The organism is Nautilia abyssi (assembly GCF_055388085.1).
Map to the genome: position 1 here is coordinate 1,672,501 of NZ_AP042376.1, position 18,785 is coordinate 1,691,285.

16 protein-coding genes and 2 rRNA genes (1 of these 18 running past the window's edge) are annotated in these 18,785 nt (G+C 34.7%); 16 read left to right on the forward strand and 2 right to left on the reverse strand.

The window, feature by feature from the left end; genetic code table 11:
• The 4 genes from ACZ5EP_RS08850 to ACZ5EP_RS08865 all read left to right on the forward strand — a co-directional run.
• A 23S ribosomal RNA gene (locus ACZ5EP_RS08850) occupies positions 1-1,133 on the forward strand (it extends 1,774 nt beyond the left edge of the window).
• 67 nt (positions 1,134-1,200) lie between these two features.
• A 5S ribosomal RNA gene (gene rrf / locus ACZ5EP_RS08855) occupies positions 1,201-1,316 on the forward strand.
• 645 nt (positions 1,317-1,961) lie between these two features.
• Entirely contained in the window at positions 1,962-3,452 is a 1,491-nt protein-coding gene (locus ACZ5EP_RS08860) for a flagellin A (RefSeq protein ID WP_464508825.1), read from the forward strand.
• 171 nt (positions 3,453-3,623) lie between these two features.
• Positions 3,624-5,114, forward strand: a complete 1,491-nt coding sequence (locus ACZ5EP_RS08865) for a flagellin A (protein WP_464508826.1) — start codon at positions 3,624-3,626, stop codon at positions 5,112-5,114.
• Between the two features lie 100 nt (positions 5,115-5,214).
• Here the strand turns inward: ACZ5EP_RS08865 and ACZ5EP_RS08870 are convergent, their stop codons facing one another.
• Positions 5,215-7,146 (reverse strand): motility associated factor glycosyltransferase family protein, encoded by a 1,932-nt coding sequence (locus ACZ5EP_RS08870; RefSeq protein ID WP_464508827.1) that lies wholly within the window; start codon positions 7,144-7,146, stop codon positions 5,215-5,217.
• 66 nt (positions 7,147-7,212) lie between these two features.
• Between ACZ5EP_RS08870 and pseB the strand changes: the two genes are divergently transcribed.
• From pseB to ACZ5EP_RS08920, 10 genes are all read left to right on the forward strand, one after another.
• Complete coding sequence (gene pseB, locus ACZ5EP_RS08875; protein ID WP_464508828.1) at positions 7,213-8,202, forward strand: UDP-N-acetylglucosamine 4,6-dehydratase (inverting); 990 nt, start codon at positions 7,213-7,215, stop codon at positions 8,200-8,202.
• Positions 8,203-8,213: 11 nt separating this feature from the next.
• Positions 8,214-9,314: a DegT/DnrJ/EryC1/StrS family aminotransferase gene (locus ACZ5EP_RS08880; protein WP_464508829.1), complete on the forward strand. Its 1,101-nt coding sequence runs from the start codon at positions 8,214-8,216 to the stop codon at positions 9,312-9,314.
• Entirely contained in the window at positions 9,311-9,982 is a 672-nt protein-coding gene (pseF, locus tag ACZ5EP_RS08885; protein WP_464508830.1) for a pseudaminic acid cytidylyltransferase, read from the forward strand. Before ACZ5EP_RS08880 ends, pseF begins: the two co-directional genes overlap by 4 nt.
• On the forward strand, positions 9,963-10,799 hold the full coding sequence (locus tag ACZ5EP_RS08890) for a UDP-2,4-diacetamido-2,4,6-trideoxy-beta-L-altropyranose hydrolase (protein ID WP_464508831.1): 837 nt from the start codon (positions 9,963-9,965) through the stop codon (positions 10,797-10,799). Before pseF ends, ACZ5EP_RS08890 begins: the two co-directional genes overlap by 20 nt.
• Positions 10,765-11,211: a UDP-4-amino-4,6-dideoxy-N-acetyl-beta-L-altrosamine N-acetyltransferase gene (gene pseH, locus ACZ5EP_RS08895; protein WP_464508832.1), complete on the forward strand. Its 447-nt coding sequence runs from the start codon at positions 10,765-10,767 to the stop codon at positions 11,209-11,211. The genes ACZ5EP_RS08890 and pseH overlap by 35 nt, the downstream gene beginning before the upstream one ends.
• Positions 11,192-12,211, forward strand: coding sequence for a pseudaminic acid synthase (gene pseI / locus ACZ5EP_RS08900; RefSeq protein ID WP_464508833.1), 1,020 nt, complete (start codon positions 11,192-11,194; stop codon positions 12,209-12,211). Before pseH ends, pseI begins: the two co-directional genes overlap by 20 nt.
• Positions 12,212-12,299: 88 nt before the next feature.
• Positions 12,300-12,671 carry a rhodanese-like domain-containing protein gene (locus ACZ5EP_RS08905; protein ID WP_464508835.1) on the forward strand — a complete coding sequence of 124 codons (372 nt, stop codon included), beginning with the start codon at positions 12,300-12,302 and terminating at the stop codon, positions 12,669-12,671.
• Positions 12,668-13,009, forward strand: a complete 342-nt coding sequence (locus ACZ5EP_RS08910) for an arsenate reductase family protein (RefSeq protein WP_464508836.1) — start codon at positions 12,668-12,670, stop codon at positions 13,007-13,009. The genes ACZ5EP_RS08905 and ACZ5EP_RS08910 overlap by 4 nt, the downstream gene beginning before the upstream one ends.
• Complete coding sequence (locus ACZ5EP_RS08915; RefSeq protein ID WP_464508837.1) at positions 13,006-13,725, forward strand: DUF445 domain-containing protein; 720 nt, start codon at positions 13,006-13,008, stop codon at positions 13,723-13,725. The genes ACZ5EP_RS08910 and ACZ5EP_RS08915 overlap by 4 nt, the downstream gene beginning before the upstream one ends.
• Positions 13,726-13,761: 36 nt before the next feature.
• The gene (locus ACZ5EP_RS08920) at positions 13,762-14,109 is read left to right on the forward strand and encodes a phosphate-starvation-inducible PsiE family protein (protein WP_464508839.1); all 348 of its coding nucleotides are present in this window, start codon (positions 13,762-13,764) and stop codon (positions 14,107-14,109) included.
• A gap of 123 nt (positions 14,110-14,232) precedes the next feature.
• On the opposite strand, the gene acnB is transcribed toward ACZ5EP_RS08920, so the two are convergent.
• Positions 14,233-16,827 carry a bifunctional aconitate hydratase 2/2-methylisocitrate dehydratase gene (acnB, locus tag ACZ5EP_RS08925; RefSeq protein WP_464508840.1) on the reverse strand — a complete coding sequence of 865 codons (2,595 nt, stop codon included), beginning with the start codon at positions 16,825-16,827 and terminating at the stop codon, positions 14,233-14,235.
• 131 nt (positions 16,828-16,958) lie between these two features.
• Between acnB and ACZ5EP_RS08930 the strand changes: the two genes are divergently transcribed.
• Together ACZ5EP_RS08930 and ACZ5EP_RS08935 are read left to right on the forward strand one after the other, a co-directional pair.
• Positions 16,959-17,903, forward strand: a complete 945-nt coding sequence (locus ACZ5EP_RS08930; RefSeq protein ID WP_464508841.1) for a KpsF/GutQ family sugar-phosphate isomerase — start codon at positions 16,959-16,961, stop codon at positions 17,901-17,903.
• 103 nt (positions 17,904-18,006) lie between these two features.
• Positions 18,007-18,774 (forward strand): pseudouridine synthase, encoded by a 768-nt coding sequence (locus ACZ5EP_RS08935; RefSeq protein WP_464508842.1) that lies wholly within the window; start codon positions 18,007-18,009, stop codon positions 18,772-18,774.
• Positions 18,775-18,785 lie beyond the last annotated feature (11 nt).

Genomic DNA, 18,785 nt, shown 5'->3' on the forward strand with positions numbered 1-18,785 from the left:
CGCAGCGCTCTTGCCGACTGTTTACCAAAAACACAGCACTCTGCTAACTCGCAAGAGGAAGTATAGGGTGTGACGCCTGCCCGGTGCCGGAAGGTTAAGGGGATCCGTTAGCCGTAAGGCGAAGCGGTGAACCGAAGCCCCGGTAAACGGCGGCCGTAACTATAACGGTCCTAAGGTAGCGAAATTCCTTGTCGGTTAAATACCGACCTGCATGAATGGCGTAACGAGTGAGGGGCTGTCTCAGGGAGGGATCCAGTGAAATTGTAGTGGAGGTGAAAATTCCTCCTACCCGCGGCAAGACGGAAAGACCCCGTGGACCTTTACTACAGCTTGGCATTGTAGGTGGGATATCCATGTGCAGGATAGGTGGGAGGCTATGAAGCCCGGGCGCCAGCTCGGGTGGAGCCGCCCTTGAGATACCACCCTTGGATATCCTGCCTACTAACCCGCAGCAGTAATCCTGCTGGGGGACAGTGCCTGGCGGGTAGTTTGACTGGGGCGGTCGCCTCCTAAAGAGTAACGGAGGCTCACAAAGGTTGGCTCATGACGGTTGGAAATCGTCAGAAGAGTGTAAAGGCACAAGCCAGCCTGACTGCGAGACAAACAGGTCGAGCAGAGACGAAAGTCGGTCTTAGTGATCCGGTGGTTCTGAGTGGAAGGGCCATCGCTCAAAGGATAAAAGGTACCCCGGGGATAACAGGCTGATCTCCCCCGAGAGCTCACATCGACGGGGAGGTTTGGCACCTCGATGTCGGCTCATCGCATCCTGGGGCTGGAGCAGGTCCCAAGGGTATGGCTGTTCGCCATTTAAAGCGGTACGCGAGCTGGGTTCAGAACGTCGTGAGACAGTTCGGTCCCTATCTGCCGTGGGCGTAGGAAGGTTGAGGAGAGCTGACCCTAGTACGAGAGGACCGGGTTGGACGAGCCACTGGTGTACCAGTTGTCCTGCCAAGGGCAGTGCTGGGTAGCCAAGCTCGGAAGGGATAACCGCTGAAAGCATCTAAGCGGGAAGCCCACTCCAAGATGAGCCTTCCCATGAGGGTGCAGGAAGACTACCTGCTTGATAGGCTGGGGGTGTAAGCCCTGCAAGGGGTTGAGCTGACCAGTACTAATAACCCGATTGGCTTTACTTGCGGTGATGGACAAGACTTTTAACAGCTAACTATCAATGGTTAATAGTTGATAGTATATAGTATCAATCCTAGTGGGAAAAGCGTAGGGGAAACACCCAGTTCCATTCCGAACCTGGCAGTTAAGCCCTACAGCGCTGATGATACTGCACCTTTCAGGTGTGGGAAAGTAGGTCCCCGCTAGGATTTATAGTATATACTGTAAGTCCAAAAGCTGCCTATTCATCAACTCTTTTTAATAACCTATATATGGGTCTGGCACCTTACTGATACCATCAAAAATACTTCATCTTTAATCGTTAATGCTTGATAATGAATATTTGAGAGAAAAAGAGTAAAAATAATTGTTAAATAATGTTAAATGTTGATTTTAAATTTTAAATACATAACTGAAAAATATAATATATATACTTAAAACTATTAGATGTCCTATGCTGATCTCTTACTTTTTAAAATCTTAAAACATTTTGTCTCTAATAACTAATACACAAATATTCCAATAACTAGTAATCATTTATGTTATAACATTTACAGTTTTACATTTTTAATATGCTTTTAATATTTCTGGCTGATTTTTCTGACTACATATACATTTAAATATTAACTTTTCAAACTTTTTAACTCAAAAATTAATAATTTTACTAACTTTATAACCTATAACCATTAATCATTAACTATCTCGCTTCTCTTACGTTTTCCTATATTAAATTTTAAGTTTCAATATATTAAATTTAAATTTTTTTTCAAAAAAGTATAAACTATTTTTTATATAAGCCGATTATATCTTTGAAGTAGCAAGGATGCTACTAGAAAAACTAAAAGGAGTTAGTTATGGGATTTAGAATTAACACAAACATTGCTGCATTAAATGCACATGCGGCAGGTGTAGAAAATAACAGAAAACTTAATGATTCATTAGAAAAATTAAGTACAGGTTTAAGAATTAACAAAGCTGCAGATGATGCTTCAGGGCTTCAAATTGCGGACTCATTAAGAGATCAGGCTGATTCATTAGGTCAGGCTATCAGAAACGCTAACGATGCTATTGGTGTTATGCAGATTGCAGATAAAGCAATGGATGAGCAGACAAAAATTCTTAATACAATTAAAGTAAAAGCTACTCAGGCAGCACAGGACGGACAAAGTGCTGATTCTAGAAAAGCTCTTCAAGAAGATATTACAAGACTTATGGAAGAACTTGATAATATTGCTGGTACTACCAGTTATAATGGTAAAAATCTACTAAGTGGTAACTTTACAAATCAAAAATTCCAAATCGGTGCGTATGCTAATGAAACTGTAACTGCATCAATTGGTGCTACAAGTTCAGATAAAATTGGTAATACAAGATTTGAAACAGGTACTGTAATTACAAGTTCAGGTGATGTACAGTTAACATTTAAAGATGTTGACGGTGTACATGATGTTAAACTTGAAAGTGTAAAAGTTTCTACAAGTGCAGGAACAGGTATCGGTGTTTTAGCTGAAACAATCAATAAAAATTCTGATAAAACTGGTATTAAAGCTTCTTGGCAGGTTCTTGAAACTGCATCTGCAGCTGTTGGATCAGGTGATGTTAAAGGTTTAACAATCAACGGTGTGTCAATTGGTGATATTACTGACGTACAGGCAAACGACAGCGACGGTAAATTAGTGGCTGCGATTAATGCAGTAAAAGACCAGACAGGTGTAGAAGCATATATTGACGAAAGAGGAAATCTAAACTTAAGAAGTTTAGACGGTAGAGGAATTAGTGTAGATGTAGTTAGCGGTGCTTCAGTAATGGGATTAGCATCATCACATGTTGAGACATACGGAAGACTAACATTAACAAGACTAGATGCAAGAGATATTATTGTAAGCGGTAGTGGATTAAGTGCATCAGGATTTGAAAGTGACAGCTTAGTAGCACAACAGACAATTAACCTAAGATCAATTAAAGGTAACTTTAGTGCAGATCAGGCAAGTGCGATAGGTGCATTTGCTAATGCTAATGTTGCAAATTACGGTGAAGAAATCGGTGCCGGTGTAACAACACTTAAAGGTGCTATGGCTGTTATGGATATTTCTGACAGTGCAGCTAAAATGTTGGATAGAATTAGAGGTGACATCGGTTCAGTACAGAATCAGTTGACAAGTACAATTAACAACATTTCAGTAACACAGGTAAATGTAAAAGCAGCAGAATCACAAATCAGAGATGTAGACTTTGCATCAGAGACAGCAAAATTCCAAAAATACAATCTTCTTGCACAATCAGGAAGTTATGCATTATCTCAGGCAAATGCAGTTCAGCAGAATGTAATGAGATTGCTTCAATAATCTCTTCTCCCTTTTGGGAGAACATAAAGAAAAAATATTTGCTTATTAGTGACAGACACTATTATTTGATAATTGCTTATAAAACTGCCTTTATATTTTAATTTAGTTTAATTATTTATTAATTTTTGGAACATTAATTGCTATTCTTTAAAAAAATAAAGGAGAATAGCAATGGGATTCAGAATTAACACAAACATTGCTGCATTAAATGCACATGCGGCAGGTGTAGAAAATAACAGAAAACTTAATGATTCATTAGAAAAATTAAGTACAGGTTTAAGAATTAACAAAGCTGCAGATGATGCTTCAGGGCTTCAAATTGCAGACTCATTAAGAGATCAGGCTGATTCATTAGGTCAGGCTATCAGAAACGCTAATGATGCAATTGGACTTTTTCAGATTGCAGATAAAGCAATGGATGAGCAGACAAAAATTCTTGATACAATTAAAGTAAAAGCTACTCAGGCAGCACAGGACGGACAAAGTGCTGATTCTAGAAAAGCTCTTCAACAAGATATTACAAGACTTATGGAAGAACTTGATAATATCGCTGGTACTACCAGTTATAATGGAATGAGTTTGCTGAGCGGACAGTTTACTAATAAAGAATTTCAAATTGGAGCTTATTCAAATGAGACTGTCAAGGCAAGCATCGGTCCAACTTCTTCAGATAAAATAGGACTTACAAGATTTGAAACAGGTACTGTAATTACAAGTTCAGGTGATGTACAGTTAACATTTAAAGATGTTGACGGTGTACATGATGTTAAACTTGAAAGTGTAAAAGTTTCTACAAGTGCAGGAACAGGTATCGGTGTTTTAGCTGAAACAATCAATAAAAACTCTGATAAAACTGGTATTAAAGCTTCTTGGCAGGTTCTTGAAACTGCGTCTGGTACAGTTACTAGTGGGACAATTAAAGGTTTAACAATCAACGGTGTGTCAATTGGTGATATTACCGATGTTAAAGCAAACGACAGCGACGGTAAATTAGTGGCTGCGATTAATGCAGTAAAAGACCAGACAGGTGTAGAAGCATATATTGACGAAAGAGGAAATCTAAACTTAAGAAGTTTAGACGGTAGAGGAATTAGTGTAGATGTAGCTAGCGGTGCTTCAGTAATGGGATTAGCATCATCACATGTTGAGACATACGGAAGACTAACATTAACAAGACTAGATGCAAGAGATATTATTGTAAGCGGTAGTGGATTAAGTGCGACAGGATTTGAAAGTGACAGTTTAGTAGCACAACAGACAATTAACTTAAGATCAATTAAAGGTAACTTTAGTGCAGATCAGGCAAGTGCGATAGGTGCATTTGCTAATGCTAATGTTGCAAATTACGGTGAAGAAATCGGTGCCGGTGTAACAACACTTAAAGGTGCTATGGCTGTTATGGATATAGCAGATGCAGGTGCGCATTATTTAGATAAAATTAGAGCAGACATCGGTTCAGTACAGAATCAGTTGACAAGTACAATTAACAACATTTCAGTAACACAGGTAAATGTAAAAGCAGCAGAATCACAAATCAGAGATGTAGACTTTGCATCAGAGACAGCAAAATTCCAAAAATACAATCTTCTTGCACAATCAGGAAGTTATGCATTATCTCAGGCAAATGCAGTTCAGCAGAATGTTTTAAAACTGTTACAATAACAGTTTGGCCTTTTTGGGCCTTTTATTTACATAAAATGAGTCTGACACTAATTATAGGAAATGTTTTATAAATTAGGAATAAAAAAGAGAAAAAAACTGTTTATTTTATTTTTTCGAAAGGAATGTTTCTTTTTTTCAGTTCTTTTTCTAAATTTTTAGAAGACCTTTTTACTACAATTATCTGAGCATTTATACTGCCTGCTAACATAAAGAGCCATTCTTTATGTTGCATTATCCAATCAATTAATTTTGCTTTTTTTTCTATTTCTGTATTTGAGGGTCTTACCATGATTTTTGCTAGATCTAATTCTTTATTAACTAAATAACTTTGGATAGTTTCTCCAAACATTAAAGAAAATTTTTTACTTTCTAATATGTCTTTTATTTTATCAATTTGAGAAGAAAGTTTTACTAATTTGTTGTAATTTATTTTTTCAAGCTGATTTGTTTCTTTTAATTTTTCTAAGTTTTCACATTCTTTAGCAACTGCTAAAAATACTTTTTCAATTAATTTTTGTGTTTTTTCACCATATTTAATCATTTTGATAAGTTTGGTATGTGAATTTTGTAAATTTTTATTTATTGTTTTTTCACTTAAAAGTCTTAATTTGATTTCTTTTTTTCGTTTAGAAGTATTAACATATTTTTCAATTACTTCGTGAAAAGGCATTTCAATTGAACCGTGAATTCTGGCTCCTCCTTCAGTTGCATTAATAGTTGTAATTCCTTCTGCTTTTGTTTCTTCTATGTCTTTTTCAAAAAAGTTTTTAAACATATTCCATACTCTTGTAGTTCTAATTGTACCGTTCCCTCCATATTTTGTAACAAATACGTCAGTGTCTTTATATTTCACTTCTTTTTCACCTAAAACATGTCCGTTAGCATGAGATTGTCCTTCTTCGCTGTAAGCTAAATCTTGACCGATTAATACTATAGTTTTATATCCCATGTTATATGCAAGTTCATATGCCATGTTAGCAGCACTCATGCCTATTCCTAAATATCCGTATTTATGTAAATTAAAATATCTTGTATATTTGAAAGGTCTCATAGGTAATATTTTTTTACCGTGAGAATATTTTAAAACATCTTTATGCTGTAGTGAAGCGTGGAGCATTATTATGTCTTTTTGAAATTTTTTTGGTGTATTTTTAAAAAATTCGCTTGTTAACTGTACTCTTTCTAATGATGTTACAAAATCAGGTTTTATATTATGTTTTGCTAAAATAGGCAAGGATGCGTCTACACTTATTATAGTTACATAAGGAGCTATTTTTTTTAGTAATGGTATTTGTTTAGCCAAAGAAGGGCCTGTAGATACAATAATCGCTATATCTGAAATTTTTTTATTTTTTAATTGTGCGTAATGAGGTGATGTAAGCATTTGAGGTAAATTATTAATATGATGTTCTATACCTATTAATGTGTCTATAGTATCATTTCCAAAGTTAATTACAGTTTGTTTAATTGCTCTTATTAATGTTTTATTAGTCTCAATTATAGACTTTGAGAAAAATTTCTCGTAATATTCAGAGTAAATATGAAGTTCAAATGTTTTTGCAAAAAGCTGAACATCTTTGTGAGAAAAAATATTTATAGCTTTTCCATAAGTTAAATCCTGAGGCATAATTATTTCAAGTTTTTCATTTTCTATTTCTTCACTGAAATCAACTATGTGCATTGCTATATATATTATTTCTAAATTAGGTTCAAATACATAAATTTTTTTATATGTAGGATTTGCAAATAATAGTTTTATAAAAATACCGTTACCGAGTCCATAAAAAAACAATACAGGGTATCTTACATATTTTTCATTAAATAATTTTTGTTTTTCTTGAATTTCTTCTAAAGGTTGAGTTTTATAAATAGGAAACTTATTTGTTTTATCAATGATGTTTAAATTAATCGGGTCTTTGCCCTGTTGGACTACTTCAAAATTTTTATGAGTCGGAATTGAAAAAAGTTTTGATGCAAGCTGTGGATTTTTTTTAAGTAAAGCCTGTATGTTTTTATCAAAAATTTGGGACATAATATTCCTTTTTGTTTTTATATCGGTTATTTTGTTAAAATTATAACAGTTTGTAAAGGAGAGATGATGTTTAACGGGAAAAATATATTAATTACGGGCGGAACAGGAAGTTTTGGAAAAAAATATACGGAAATTTTACTTCAAAATTATAAACCGAACAAAATTATAATTTATAGCAGAGATGAGCTTAAACAATTTGAAATGGCACAAAAATATAATGATAAGTGTATGCGGTATTTTATCGGGGATGTTAGGGATAAAGAAAGACTTAAAAAAGCCATGGAAGATGTGGATATTGTAATACATGCCGCAGCTCTTAAACATGTTCCCGTAGCAGAATATAATCCTATGGAGTGTATTAAAACCAATATTAACGGGGCGCAAAACGTAATAGACTGCGCTATAGAACATGAAGTGGAAAAAGTAATTGCACTTTCAACGGATAAAGCGGCTGCTCCTATTAATTTATACGGTGCTACGAAATTAGCTAGTGATAAACTGTTTATTGCTGCAAATAACTTAGTAGGAAAAAGAAAAACCAGATTTTCGGTAGTCAGATATGGAAATGTGATTGGTTCTAGGGGAAGCGTAGTGCCTTTTTTTGTGAATTTAATTAAAAAAGGCGAAAAAGAACTTCCTATTACACATAAAGATATGACAAGATTTTTAATTACTTTGGAAGAGGGTGTAAAGTTTGTGCTTAAAAACTTTGAAAGAATGCAGGGAGGGGAAATATTTGTTCCTAAAATTCCTTCAATGAAGATAGTTGATTTGGCAAAGGCGTTATGTCCGGACTGTAAATTAAAAGAAATAGGAATCCGTCCAGGGGAAAAATTACATGAAGTTATGATTACAAAAGATGATAAATGTATTGAGTTTAGTGATCATTATGTAATAAAACCTACTATTAATTTCAGTTTTGAAGCTGATTATACAAAGAATATGATTGGAGAAAAAGGAACTGAGAAAGAAATAGGTTTTGAATATTCTTCAGGTAAAAATGACTGGTGGCTTACATGTGAAGAATTTTTAGAAAAAGCAGTAGAATTTATATAAATGGAGTAGTTATGGGGGATGAAAATTTTAATTTTATTCCATATGGAAAGCAGTATATTGATGAAAATGATAGAAAAGCTGTTTTAGATATATTAGAAAGTGACTTTTTAACGACAGGACCTAAGGTTCAGGAGTTTGAAGAAGCATTGGCTGAAAAGCTCGGATTTAAATATGTAGTTGCAGTATGCAATGGAACTGCGGCTCTTCATCTTGCAAGCAGGGTACTTTTGAATGTGGGTGACAGGGTGGTTACTACTCCAAATTCTTTTTTGTCTACATCAAACTCCATTCTTTACGTAGGTGCGAAACCTGTATTTGTGGATATTAAAAAAAACGGACTGATTAATCTTGATTTAGTAGAAAACGAACTTAAAAAAAGAAAAATAAAAGCTATTTATTTAGTTACGTTTAGCGGACTTCCTTTTGATAATGAAAAGCTTAAATATTTAAAAGAAAAGTATGGGGTTAAAATACTTCTTGACAATGCGCATTATTTTGGAAAAGACAGCGGAATATGCGATATTGCCACATACTCTTTTCACCCGGTTAAACACATTACTACCTTTGAAGGCGGGGCGGTAGCTACCAATGATAAAAAAACATATCAAAAGCTGCTTCGTCTTAGAAATCACGGTATGGTAAAAAATAATTCAATGTATCCTTGGGAATATAAAATGGTGGATTTGGGATATAATTACCGTCTTAGCGACGTAGCGTGTGCAATGGGGCTTAGCCAGCTTGAAAAAATAGATATGTTTTTAGAAAAAAGACGTCAGATTGCAAAATATTACCATGATAATTTGCCTGAGAAAATCAAACCTCTTTATCCTTATAATGAAAACAGTTCGTATCATCTTTTTGTCGTCAGATATCCGTTTAAATCGTTTGATGAAAAAGCGGAGTTTTTTATAAAAATGCGTCAAAAAGATATAGGACTTCAATATCATTATATTCCGATTAATCAGCAGCCTTATTATGTAAAAAAAGGATATTTTAAAAAATTTCCGGAAATGGAAAAATACTATAAAGAAGCATTTTCTCTGCCGATATATTACAGTTTAAGCGAAAAAGAACAGGACTATGTGATTAAATCGTTGGAGGAACTGCTTTGAATTTATGCGTAATACCTGCACGTGGCGGCAGTAAAAGAATACCCGGAAAAAATATAAAACTTTTTCATGGCAAACCTTTAATTGCCCATAGTATTGAAGTTGCTAAAGAATCGAAACTTTTTAATAAAATTATCGTATCCACAGACAGTGAAAAAATAGCTGAAGTGGCTGAAAAATACGGAGCCGAAGTTCAGATGAGGCCTGCTCATTTAGCAGATGACCATACGGGGAGTATAGATGTGTTTGAGTATGTAATATCAAGAAATCCGGGTTTTGAGTATGCGTGTATGATATATGCTACGGCTCCGTTTTTGCAGGTAAAGTATTTAAAAGAAGGATATGAAAAACTTAAAAATAGTGACTCTTGCTATTCTTTTGCGGCAACTACCTATGATTTTCCTATTTGGAGAGGTTTTGAAATAAAAAACGGCAAAGCACAAATGTTATGGCCGGAATATATGGAAAAAAGAAGTCAGGATTTAAAAGAAGCGTATCATGATGCCGGACAGTTTTACTGGAAAAAAGTAAAATGCAAAGAAAAATTTAAATTTGACGGCAATATTCCAATTTTAATTCCAAGGTATCTGGTTCAGGATATTGATACGCTGGAGGATTTTATAAGAGCAGAGCTTATGTATAAGGCCTTAAATGACAGTAATAAGGGTTGATTTTAGTTCCAATATTGGTTTTGGGCATTTAAAGAGAATTGAAAATTACATAAATAAGTATCATATTGATAATGTTTTGATTATATGTAAAGAATGTGATCAAAAATTTACGGATATTCCTATAATAAAAGTAGAAAATGAAAACGAATTTTTTGAAAAAGTAAAAGAGTTAAATCCCGAAACAGTCATAATTGACAATTATAATTTTACATACGAAAACGAAAAAAATTTTAAAAAACTTTTTCCAAATATTAAACTTGTATGTTTTGACGATAATTATGAAAAACATTTCTGTGATGAAATAATAAATATTAATCTTTACGCAAAACCGGAAAAATATAAAAGTAAAATTCCTGAATTTACAAAAATCAATATTATAAAGCCTCTAATAAGAGAAGAATTTAAAAAAGCAAAAAATAAAAAATATAATAAAAAAGGGATTTTTATCAGTTTGGGTGCTACAGATGCAAAGGGTATAGGGCTTAGAATATTAAAAGAGCTTAAAAACAGAGGTGAAATAGTAAATTTTTATACTACAAGCGCTAATAAGAATATAAATAAATTAAAACGTTTTTGCAGACTTAACAAATGGTGTAAACTCCATATTGATGAAGATGTCTCTATAGGAATGGCAAAAGCGGAATTCGGGATTATTACACCTTCTACGATAACTTGGGAGGCGATTTATATGAAAATGCCTTTTGTTGCTGTTAAGGTGGCGGAAAATCAAAATCTGATAACAAAATATTTGAAACAAAAAAGAATAAAGGTTTTAAAAGAAAATGAAATATATAAAGTTTCAAGATTTATCCCTTGAAGAAAAAAAAGAAGTTTTAAAGTGGAGAAACCATCCTGAAATTAGAAAATGGATGTATAATAAAAATGAAATTTCTTTGGAAGAACATTTAAAATTTATAGATACTTTGGAAAACTCCAATAAAATTTATTTAAAAGTTGATGATTTGGGAGTTGTTAATTTTATAATTTTTAAAGATTATGTGGATTTAGGAATACATAAAAACCCGGTGAAAAAAAGTGTAGGAAATATTTTGCTTAAATTTGCAATAGATTATGCGTTTGATTATTTAAATACAAAAAAAATTATACTTTATGTATTTGAAAATAATGAAAAAGCCATTAGTTTATATAAAAAATTTGGTTTTAAAGAAACAGGGAAAAAAGACAATTTAATTAAAATGGAGCTTATCAATGCAGATTGGAAAAATTAATACAAATGAAAAAGTTTTTATAATAGCTGAACTATCCGCAAATCACGATGGTAGTCTGCAAATGGCAAAAGATACGGTTTATGCGGCAAAAGAAGCGGGGGCTGATGCTATAAAGCTTCAGACTTATACTGCCGACTGGATGACAATAGATTGTGAAAAGGAAGATTTTATTATTAAAGGTGGCACTTTATGGGACGGAACAAATCTTTATAAACTTTATAAGCAGGCTGCAATGCCGCTTGAATGGCATGAGGAATTGTTCAATTACGGTAGAAGTTTGGGACTTGAGGTGTTTAGTTCACCTTTTAGTAAAGAGGCTGTGGATTTTCTTGACGAGTTTAATCCACCCGCATATAAAATTGCATCTTTTGAAATTACGGATTATGAATTTGTGGATTATGCGGCAAGCAAGGGCAGGCCGATGATTATCTCAACAGGTGTAGCGACACTTCAAGAAATTCAGGATGTGGTTGATATCTGTAAAAAAAGAGGTGTTGATTTTGCTCTTTTAAAATGTACTTCCGCATATCCGGCACCAAGAAGTGAAGTGAATCTGAAAACGATACCCGCTATTAAAGAGATTTTTAACACAGAAGTTGGTTTTTCGGATCATACTCTTGGAATATCGGCTCCGATTGCTGCAGTTGCAATGGGAGCCAGGATAATTGAAAAACATTTTATTTTAAATAAATCTATTAACTCTCCGGATAAAGATTTCAGCTTAACACCTGATGAATTTAAAGAAATGGTAAAAGCTTTAAGAGAAACGGAAGAGATGATAGGAGAAGTGAATTTTAAGCCTAAAAGCGGGCGTCAGTTCGCAAGAAGTCTGTATATTGTAAAAGATATTAAAAAGGGTGAAAAATTTACGGAAGAAAATATAAAATCAATACGTCCTGGATACGGACTTCATCCTAAATATCTGCCTGAGATATTAGGTAAAAAAGCCTGCAGGGATTTACAAAAAGGCGACAGGCTCAGATGGGAAGATATTTATTAATATAAAATTTACAATAAAAGTATAAAATATATACGAATTGCTTTATAAAAATATGATAATATTCCAAAAAATCTAAAAAGGATGAAATTTGTTTGATTTTTTTGTAAAAGGAAGGAAACTTAAACTGGGGGAAGAAAAAAGAGAGCCCAGAGCGGATGCTTTTCCTACTTACGAACTGTTAGAGGAAATAATAATTTTAGATATAAGAGATGAGGATGAGGTTGAACAATATGGTAAAATGCCTAATTCTATAAATATACCTTTTCATCCCGGATTTACCGAATCTGCAATGAAGCTTGATAGAAATAAAAAATACGGTGTTATGGATTTAAGAGGTGTTTATATAAATGAGGCTTTGGAAATTCTTAAACAAATAGGTGTTGATGCCGTAGAACTTAGGGGAGGTTTTTTTTATTTGACGGAAGTAATGAATATTAAACCTGTTAAGGAGACTGAATGAAAGTATACGGAATAAAAACATGCGGGAGTGTAAAAAAGGCGCTTAAATTTTTTAAAGATCACGGAATTGAATATGAATTTCACGATTTTAAAAAAGAGCCTGTAGGGTGTGAAAAAATTGATGAATGGATCAATAAAGCCGGAATTGACGTTTTGTTTAACAGCAGAGGGACAAAATACAGAACATTAAAACTTAAAGAATTAAATCTTGACGATAACGGTAAAAGAGAGTGGCTTTGCAAGGAAAACCTGCTTATCAAAAGACCGGTAATTGAGCAAGATAGCGGAGATGTTGTTGTAGGGTTTGATGAAGATAAATATAAGGAAATATTCGCATGAATGCGGGATTGCTTGCAAGTAGCGTTACTATAGGAGCGATAATAGGGTATGTAACAAATTATGTTGCTATAAAGCTTCTGTTCAGACCTTATAAACCGTTAAAATTTGGCAGTATTACCGTTTTCCCTCAAGGGGTTATTCCAAGGGAAAAAAAAGCTTTGGCTAAAAAAGTCGGAAGTATGGTAAAAGAATATATTTTAAGTGAGGAAGAAATTAAAAAAATTCTTCAAAACGAAGAAGTTCAAAGTGAAATAAAACATTTTATAGATGAAAAACTTGATTTGATTTTTGCAAAAAATATAACCGAATTTATGGCAAAAGAAGAAATAATAGAAAAGCTTTCGTCTTTTATAGAAAAGTTTGTTGCTGAAAAATTTCCAATGTTTGCAAGTTTTGTAAGCGGAAATATGATTAAATCAGTTTTTGAAAGTGTTAACTTTCATGTTCAAATAGACTCTATTATAGATACTAAAAAAGCAAAAAATATAATTAGAGATGAAATTTTTGAATTTTTGGAAAAAGAAGTTCCTAAAATATTTATTAAAGCCAATATAGATAAAATTGTAGAGGAAAGAGTTGCTTCTTTTGATGAAAAAACGCTTGAAGATATGCTTTTTTCATTAATGAAAAAACATTTTAGTTTTATTAATTTTGCAGGAGCCGCATTAGGTGCCATAATAGGTTTCATTCAATATTTTGTTGTTACTAATATGTAATAATTATTAGTCATAATTCCCTTAAAAAGGGAGTTTATGAAAATAATTAAAGAATATTTTGAAATAATTTCGGCTTTTATTGTATTTGGATTTATTTTTGTATTTAAACTGGATTTTTATGATGTGCTGGCTTTAATACTTGAACTTATGGTTATTATAGAAGTTATGCAGATGCTTTTTGTGTTTTTTAAAAAACAGAGGATTAAAATACGCTTTATGGTGGATGCTTCAATTATATTTTTTATCAGAGAACTTCTTATCGCTACTACAACTCACAAGACGTTAAAAATTATATTGATATATGTAGGACTTATTGGTTTGTTTTTCTTTTTCAGGTATTTGGCGCTAAATGTTACATATTGCAATAATGAGATTAAAAATTAGTAAGAAATACACAATTCAATAAAGTTTGAAACAATTTATTTAGTGTCTGGCACTATAATGGCTTATGTGTTAAATTATATTTTATATCTGTATTGCATACATAAATAAAAAAAGGAAGAGAAATTACTGAAGCGTTAAGCTTAGCATTTTTCTTACGTAATCTTCCGGCATTTGATGGAAGTATAGGTATTTGTAAACTTTATCTTCTTTACCTGCAAGTTTTTTCTCTACGATTTCAAGGTATTCTTCTTTAGTTGGTATTCTTCCAAGCATTGCTGTTACTGCTGCAAGCTCTGCACTTCCAAGGTAAACTTTTGCACCTTTACCAAGTCTGTTGTCGAAGTTTCTTGTTGATGTTGAGAATACGTTTGCGTTGTCTGCAACTCTTGCCTGGTTACCCATACAAAGTGAACATCCAGGGATTTCGATTCTTGCGCCCGCCTGACCGAATATTGCGTAATATCCTTCTTCAGTAAGCTGTTCTTTATCCATTTTTGTCGGAGGTGCTATCCAAAGTCTTGTAGGCACCTGACCTTCACCCTGAAGTATTTCACCCGCAGCTCTGTAGTGACCGATGTTTGTCATACAGCTTCCGATAAACACTTCGTCGATTTTGTGTGGTCTGTTGCTGTCTGCAAGTACTTCAGAAATTGTCGCAACGTCATCAGGGTCGTTCGGACATGCAACGATCGGTTCTTTAATTTCATTAAGGTCGATTTCGATAACAGCCGCATATTCTGCGTCTTTATCCGCTCTTAGAAGGCTTGGGTTTTCGAGCCATTCTTTCATTTTGTCAATTCTTCTTTGGATAGTTCTTTTATCTTCATATCCTGCTTCAATCATAGCTTCAAGAAGTTTGATGTTTGATTTTAGATATTCGGCAACCTGATCTTCACTTACGTCTACAGTACATGCAGCCGCACTTCTTTCTGCACTGGCGTCGGCAAGTTCGAATGCCTGTTCGATTGTAAGGTTTCTGATAATGTCACCTTCGATTTCAAGGATTCTACCGTTAAATACGTTCTTTTTATTTTTCTTTTCAACTGTTAGAAGCCCTTGTTTGATTGCAAAGTATGGGATTGCGTTTACAAGGTCTCTTAGAGTGATTCCAGGCTGAAGCTCACCTTTGAATCTAACTAAAACACTTTCAGGTACGTTTAGAGGCATACTTCCGGTAACAGCTGCGAAAGCTACAAGCCCTGAACCTGCAGGGAATGAAATACCCATAGGGAATCTTGTATGTGAATCCCCGCCTGTTCCGAGTGTATCCGGAAGGATCATTCTGTTAAGCCATGAATGGATAACACCATCACCAGGTCTAAGCGCAACACCGCCTCTGCTTGTAATAAACGCAGGAAGAGTGTGATGCAGTTTGATATCGGCAGGTTTTGGATAAGCTGCTGTGTGACAGAAACTCTGCATTACTAGGTCTGCATTAAATCCAAGTGCCGCAAGTTCTTTGATTTCGTCCCTTGTCATTGCACCTGTAGTATCCTGGCTACCAACTGTTGCACATGTAGGCTCAACATACATACCCGGTCTAACGCCTTCCATTCCGCATGCTTTACCGATGATTTTTTGAGCAAGCGTATAACCTACACCTTTTTTGTCTTCCGGCTGTTCAGGTTTTGTGAAAATATCTGTATCAGGATTTAAGCCAAGTGATTCTCTTGCTTTTTTAGTTAGGTTTTTACCGATGATTAGCGGAACCCTACCACCTGCTTGTACTTCATCCGGAAGTGTGTTTGGTTTAAGTTTAAATTCACTAACAACTTCACCGTTTTTAAGGATTTTACCTTCATACGGTCTGATTTCAATAACATCGCCTGTTTCAAGGTTTTCAACAGGTGCTTCGATTGGAAGTGCTCCTGCGTCTTCACAAGTGTTGAAGAAAATAGGTGCAATAACACCGCCGATTACAATACCACCTCTTTTTTTGTTCGGTACGTAAGGGATTTCTTCACCGATGTGCCAGATTACAGAGTTTGCTGCAGATTTTCTTGAACTTCCGGTACCTACAACGTCACCTACGAATGCTACAGGATGGCCTGTTTTTTTAAGCTCTTCGATAGTTTCAAGAGCGTTAGGCATTTTAGCTTTTAGCATTGATGTTGCGTGAAGAGGAATATCGCTTCTAGTAAACGCTTCGCTGGCAGGTGAAAGGTCGTCTGTGTTTGTTTCGCCAGGTACTTTAAAAACTACCGCTTTAATGCTTTCAGGAAGTTTCGGTTTAGTGGTAAACCATTCAGCGTTTGCCCAGCTTTCAAGTACTTCTTTTGCGTATTTGTTTCCGGCTTTAGCCAAATCTTCAACATCGTGGAATGCGTCGTAAACAAGCAGAGTGTTTTTAAGCTGGTTTGCAGCTTCCTGTGCCACTTCTTCATCTTCGTGGCTCAGTGCATCGATTAGAGGTTTTACGTTATATCCTCCAAGCATTGTACCAAGGATTTCAACAGCTCTTTTTTTAGAAATTGCAGGAGATGAAGTTTTACCCTGAACGATATCGTTTAAAAACGCAGCTTTTACGTATGCCGCGTCGTCAACACCCGGGTTGATGTGATTTAAGAAAAGGTCCATTAAATATTCTTCTTCAACAATAGGAACCTGTTTTAAAAGTTCAACGAGTTCCGCAGTCTGCTCCGCAGTTAAAGGCAGTGGAGGAATTCCAAGTTTTGCTCTTTCTTCAGTATGTTTTTTGTATTCTTCAATGAAACTCATGAGAATCCTTTTTTGTTTGAATTATAACGCTTATTTTTACAAATAGTTACAGTTTAAAATATTTTATTTAAACATATGTGTGAAAAAGTAACACCGTTTTTTTGATATAATTTTAATTAAAAAGGAAACAGGTGGATTTTAAAAAAATAGCAAGAGAAGTGCTCGAAATAGAAGCAAACGAACTTTTAAACGCAAGTGTTGAGGGAATAGAAAAAGCCGTAGAAATCGCATACAATACCAAAGGCAAACTAATTGTAACGGGAGTTGGGAAATCCGGGCTTATAGGTTCTAAAATCGCTGCCACACTGGCAAGCACGGGGACTCCTAGTTTCTTTTTACATCCGACTGAAGCTCTGCACGGCGATCTTGGTATGATTACCAAAGACGATTCGGTACTTGCTATCAGCTATTCGGGTGAAAGCGAAGAGCTTATAAAAATTTTGCCTCATATTAAAAGATTCGAAGTGCCTTTAATAGCCATGACTGGAAGAGAGGATTCTACGCTTGCAAGGTATGCCGATGTTGTTTTAAATATTCATGTAAATAAAGAAGCCTGTCCTTTAAATATAGCTCCTACGAGCTCTACAACACTTACTCTTGCTATGGGTGACGCGCTTGCCGTATGCCTTATGAAAAAAAGAAACTTTACAAAAGAAGATTTCGCTTCGTTTCATCCGGGGGGAAGTCTTGGTAAAAAACTTTTTGTAAAAGTTAAGGATTTGATGAAAAAAGAATTCCCTGTTGCTGATGAAAATGATACGCTCCAGGAAGCTATTATTAAAATGACCGAAGGAAAACTCGGACATGTTTTGTTTGTAGACAATTATAAAGTAAAAGCTATTTTAAGCGACGGGGACTTAAGAAGAGCTATGATGAGCGAAAAGTTTGATTTAAAAGAAAAAGCTATAAATTTTGCGACCCACAATCCAAAAACAATCAATAAAGAAGTTTTGGCCGCTGATGCGTTAAAATACATGGAAGACAATAAAATACAGTTTTTACCGGTTACTGATGAAGATGGGGAAATAGCCGGGGTTATACACATCCACGATTTGGTGGAAGCGGGAATTAAGTAATAAGCGGATAAGTGGTGAAGTGGATAAGTGGTGAAGTGGAAGAGAGAAGGAAAAGAGGATAAAGGGATGGAAAAAGATTTATGAATAGAAATAAAGGAAAAAAGTGAGATTAAATAAATTTATAAGTCATCATACGACTTACAGCAGAAGAGAAGCGGATAAGCTGATTTTTGACGGACGTGTCAAAGTTAACGGGGCTATAGTTAAAGAACCTGGCTTTGAAGTTGAAGAAGGCGACAAAGTTGCCGTTAACGGCAGACCCGTTAAAAAAAGCACCAAATATACGTGTATTGTTTACAATAAACCAAGAGGCGAACTAGTAACAAAAAAAGACGACAGGGGCAGAAAAACTATTTATGATACTCTGCCGAAAAAATACAGACATTTTATACCTGTGGGAAGGCTGGACTTTAACAGTGAAGGGCTTTTAATATTAACGGATTCACCGAAAGTCGCGCATGCGCTTATGAATTCGGATCTGCCTAGGGTGTATAAACTGAAAATCAAAGGCGAAGTTACCGAAGATATGATAAAAGCCATGCAAGAAGGCGTTGAGGTCGGCGATGCCGGAGCTCATGAAGAGAGTGATATTAAAAAGATGCTTCTTAAGCCTTTTTTAAGTGCACAGATTATTAAAAACTCACCTAAATACTCTACGCTAAAAGTAGCAATTGGAGAGGGGAAAAACAGAGAACTTAGGAGATTTTTTGCCAATTTCGGAAGCGAAGTGGTAGATCTTAAGAGGCTTTCTTACGGATGGGTGAGTCTTAATGCGCTTCCGACCGGGAAAACCAGATATTTTGATAAAAAAGAATATAAACTTTTAAAAGAGTTTTTACATAAAACGGATGAAAAAAAACATTTCAAATAAAAAGGAGAAAG

Bases quoted from the DNA above. Each gene is read 5' to 3' on its own strand.
- ACZ5EP_RS08860 (WP_464508825.1), top strand. From the start codon at position 1,962: ATGGGATTTAGAATTAACACAAACATTGCTGCATTAAATGCACATGCG.
- ACZ5EP_RS08865 (WP_464508826.1), top strand. From the start codon at position 3,624: ATGGGATTCAGAATTAACACAAACATTGCTGCATTAAATGCACATGCG.
- ACZ5EP_RS08870 (WP_464508827.1), bottom strand. From the start codon at position 7,146: ATGTCCCAAATTTTTGATAAAAACATACAGGCTTTACTTAAAAAAAAT.
- pseB (WP_464508828.1), top strand. From the start codon at position 7,213: ATGTTTAACGGGAAAAATATATTAATTACGGGCGGAACAGGAAGTTTT.
- ACZ5EP_RS08880 (WP_464508829.1), top strand. From the start codon at position 8,214: ATGGGGGATGAAAATTTTAATTTTATTCCATATGGAAAGCAGTATATT.
- ACZ5EP_RS08890 (WP_464508831.1), top strand. From the start codon at position 9,963: ATGACAGTAATAAGGGTTGATTTTAGTTCCAATATTGGTTTTGGGCAT.
- pseH (WP_464508832.1), top strand. From the start codon at position 10,765: ATGAAATATATAAAGTTTCAAGATTTATCCCTTGAAGAAAAAAAAGAA.
- pseI (WP_464508833.1), top strand. From the start codon at position 11,192: ATGCAGATTGGAAAAATTAATACAAATGAAAAAGTTTTTATAATAGCT.
- ACZ5EP_RS08910 (WP_464508836.1), top strand. From the start codon at position 12,668: ATGAAAGTATACGGAATAAAAACATGCGGGAGTGTAAAAAAGGCGCTT.
- ACZ5EP_RS08915 (WP_464508837.1), top strand. From the start codon at position 13,006: ATGAATGCGGGATTGCTTGCAAGTAGCGTTACTATAGGAGCGATAATA.
- ACZ5EP_RS08920 (WP_464508839.1), top strand. From the start codon at position 13,762: ATGAAAATAATTAAAGAATATTTTGAAATAATTTCGGCTTTTATTGTA.
- acnB (WP_464508840.1), bottom strand. From the start codon at position 16,827: ATGAGTTTCATTGAAGAATACAAAAAACATACTGAAGAAAGAGCAAAA.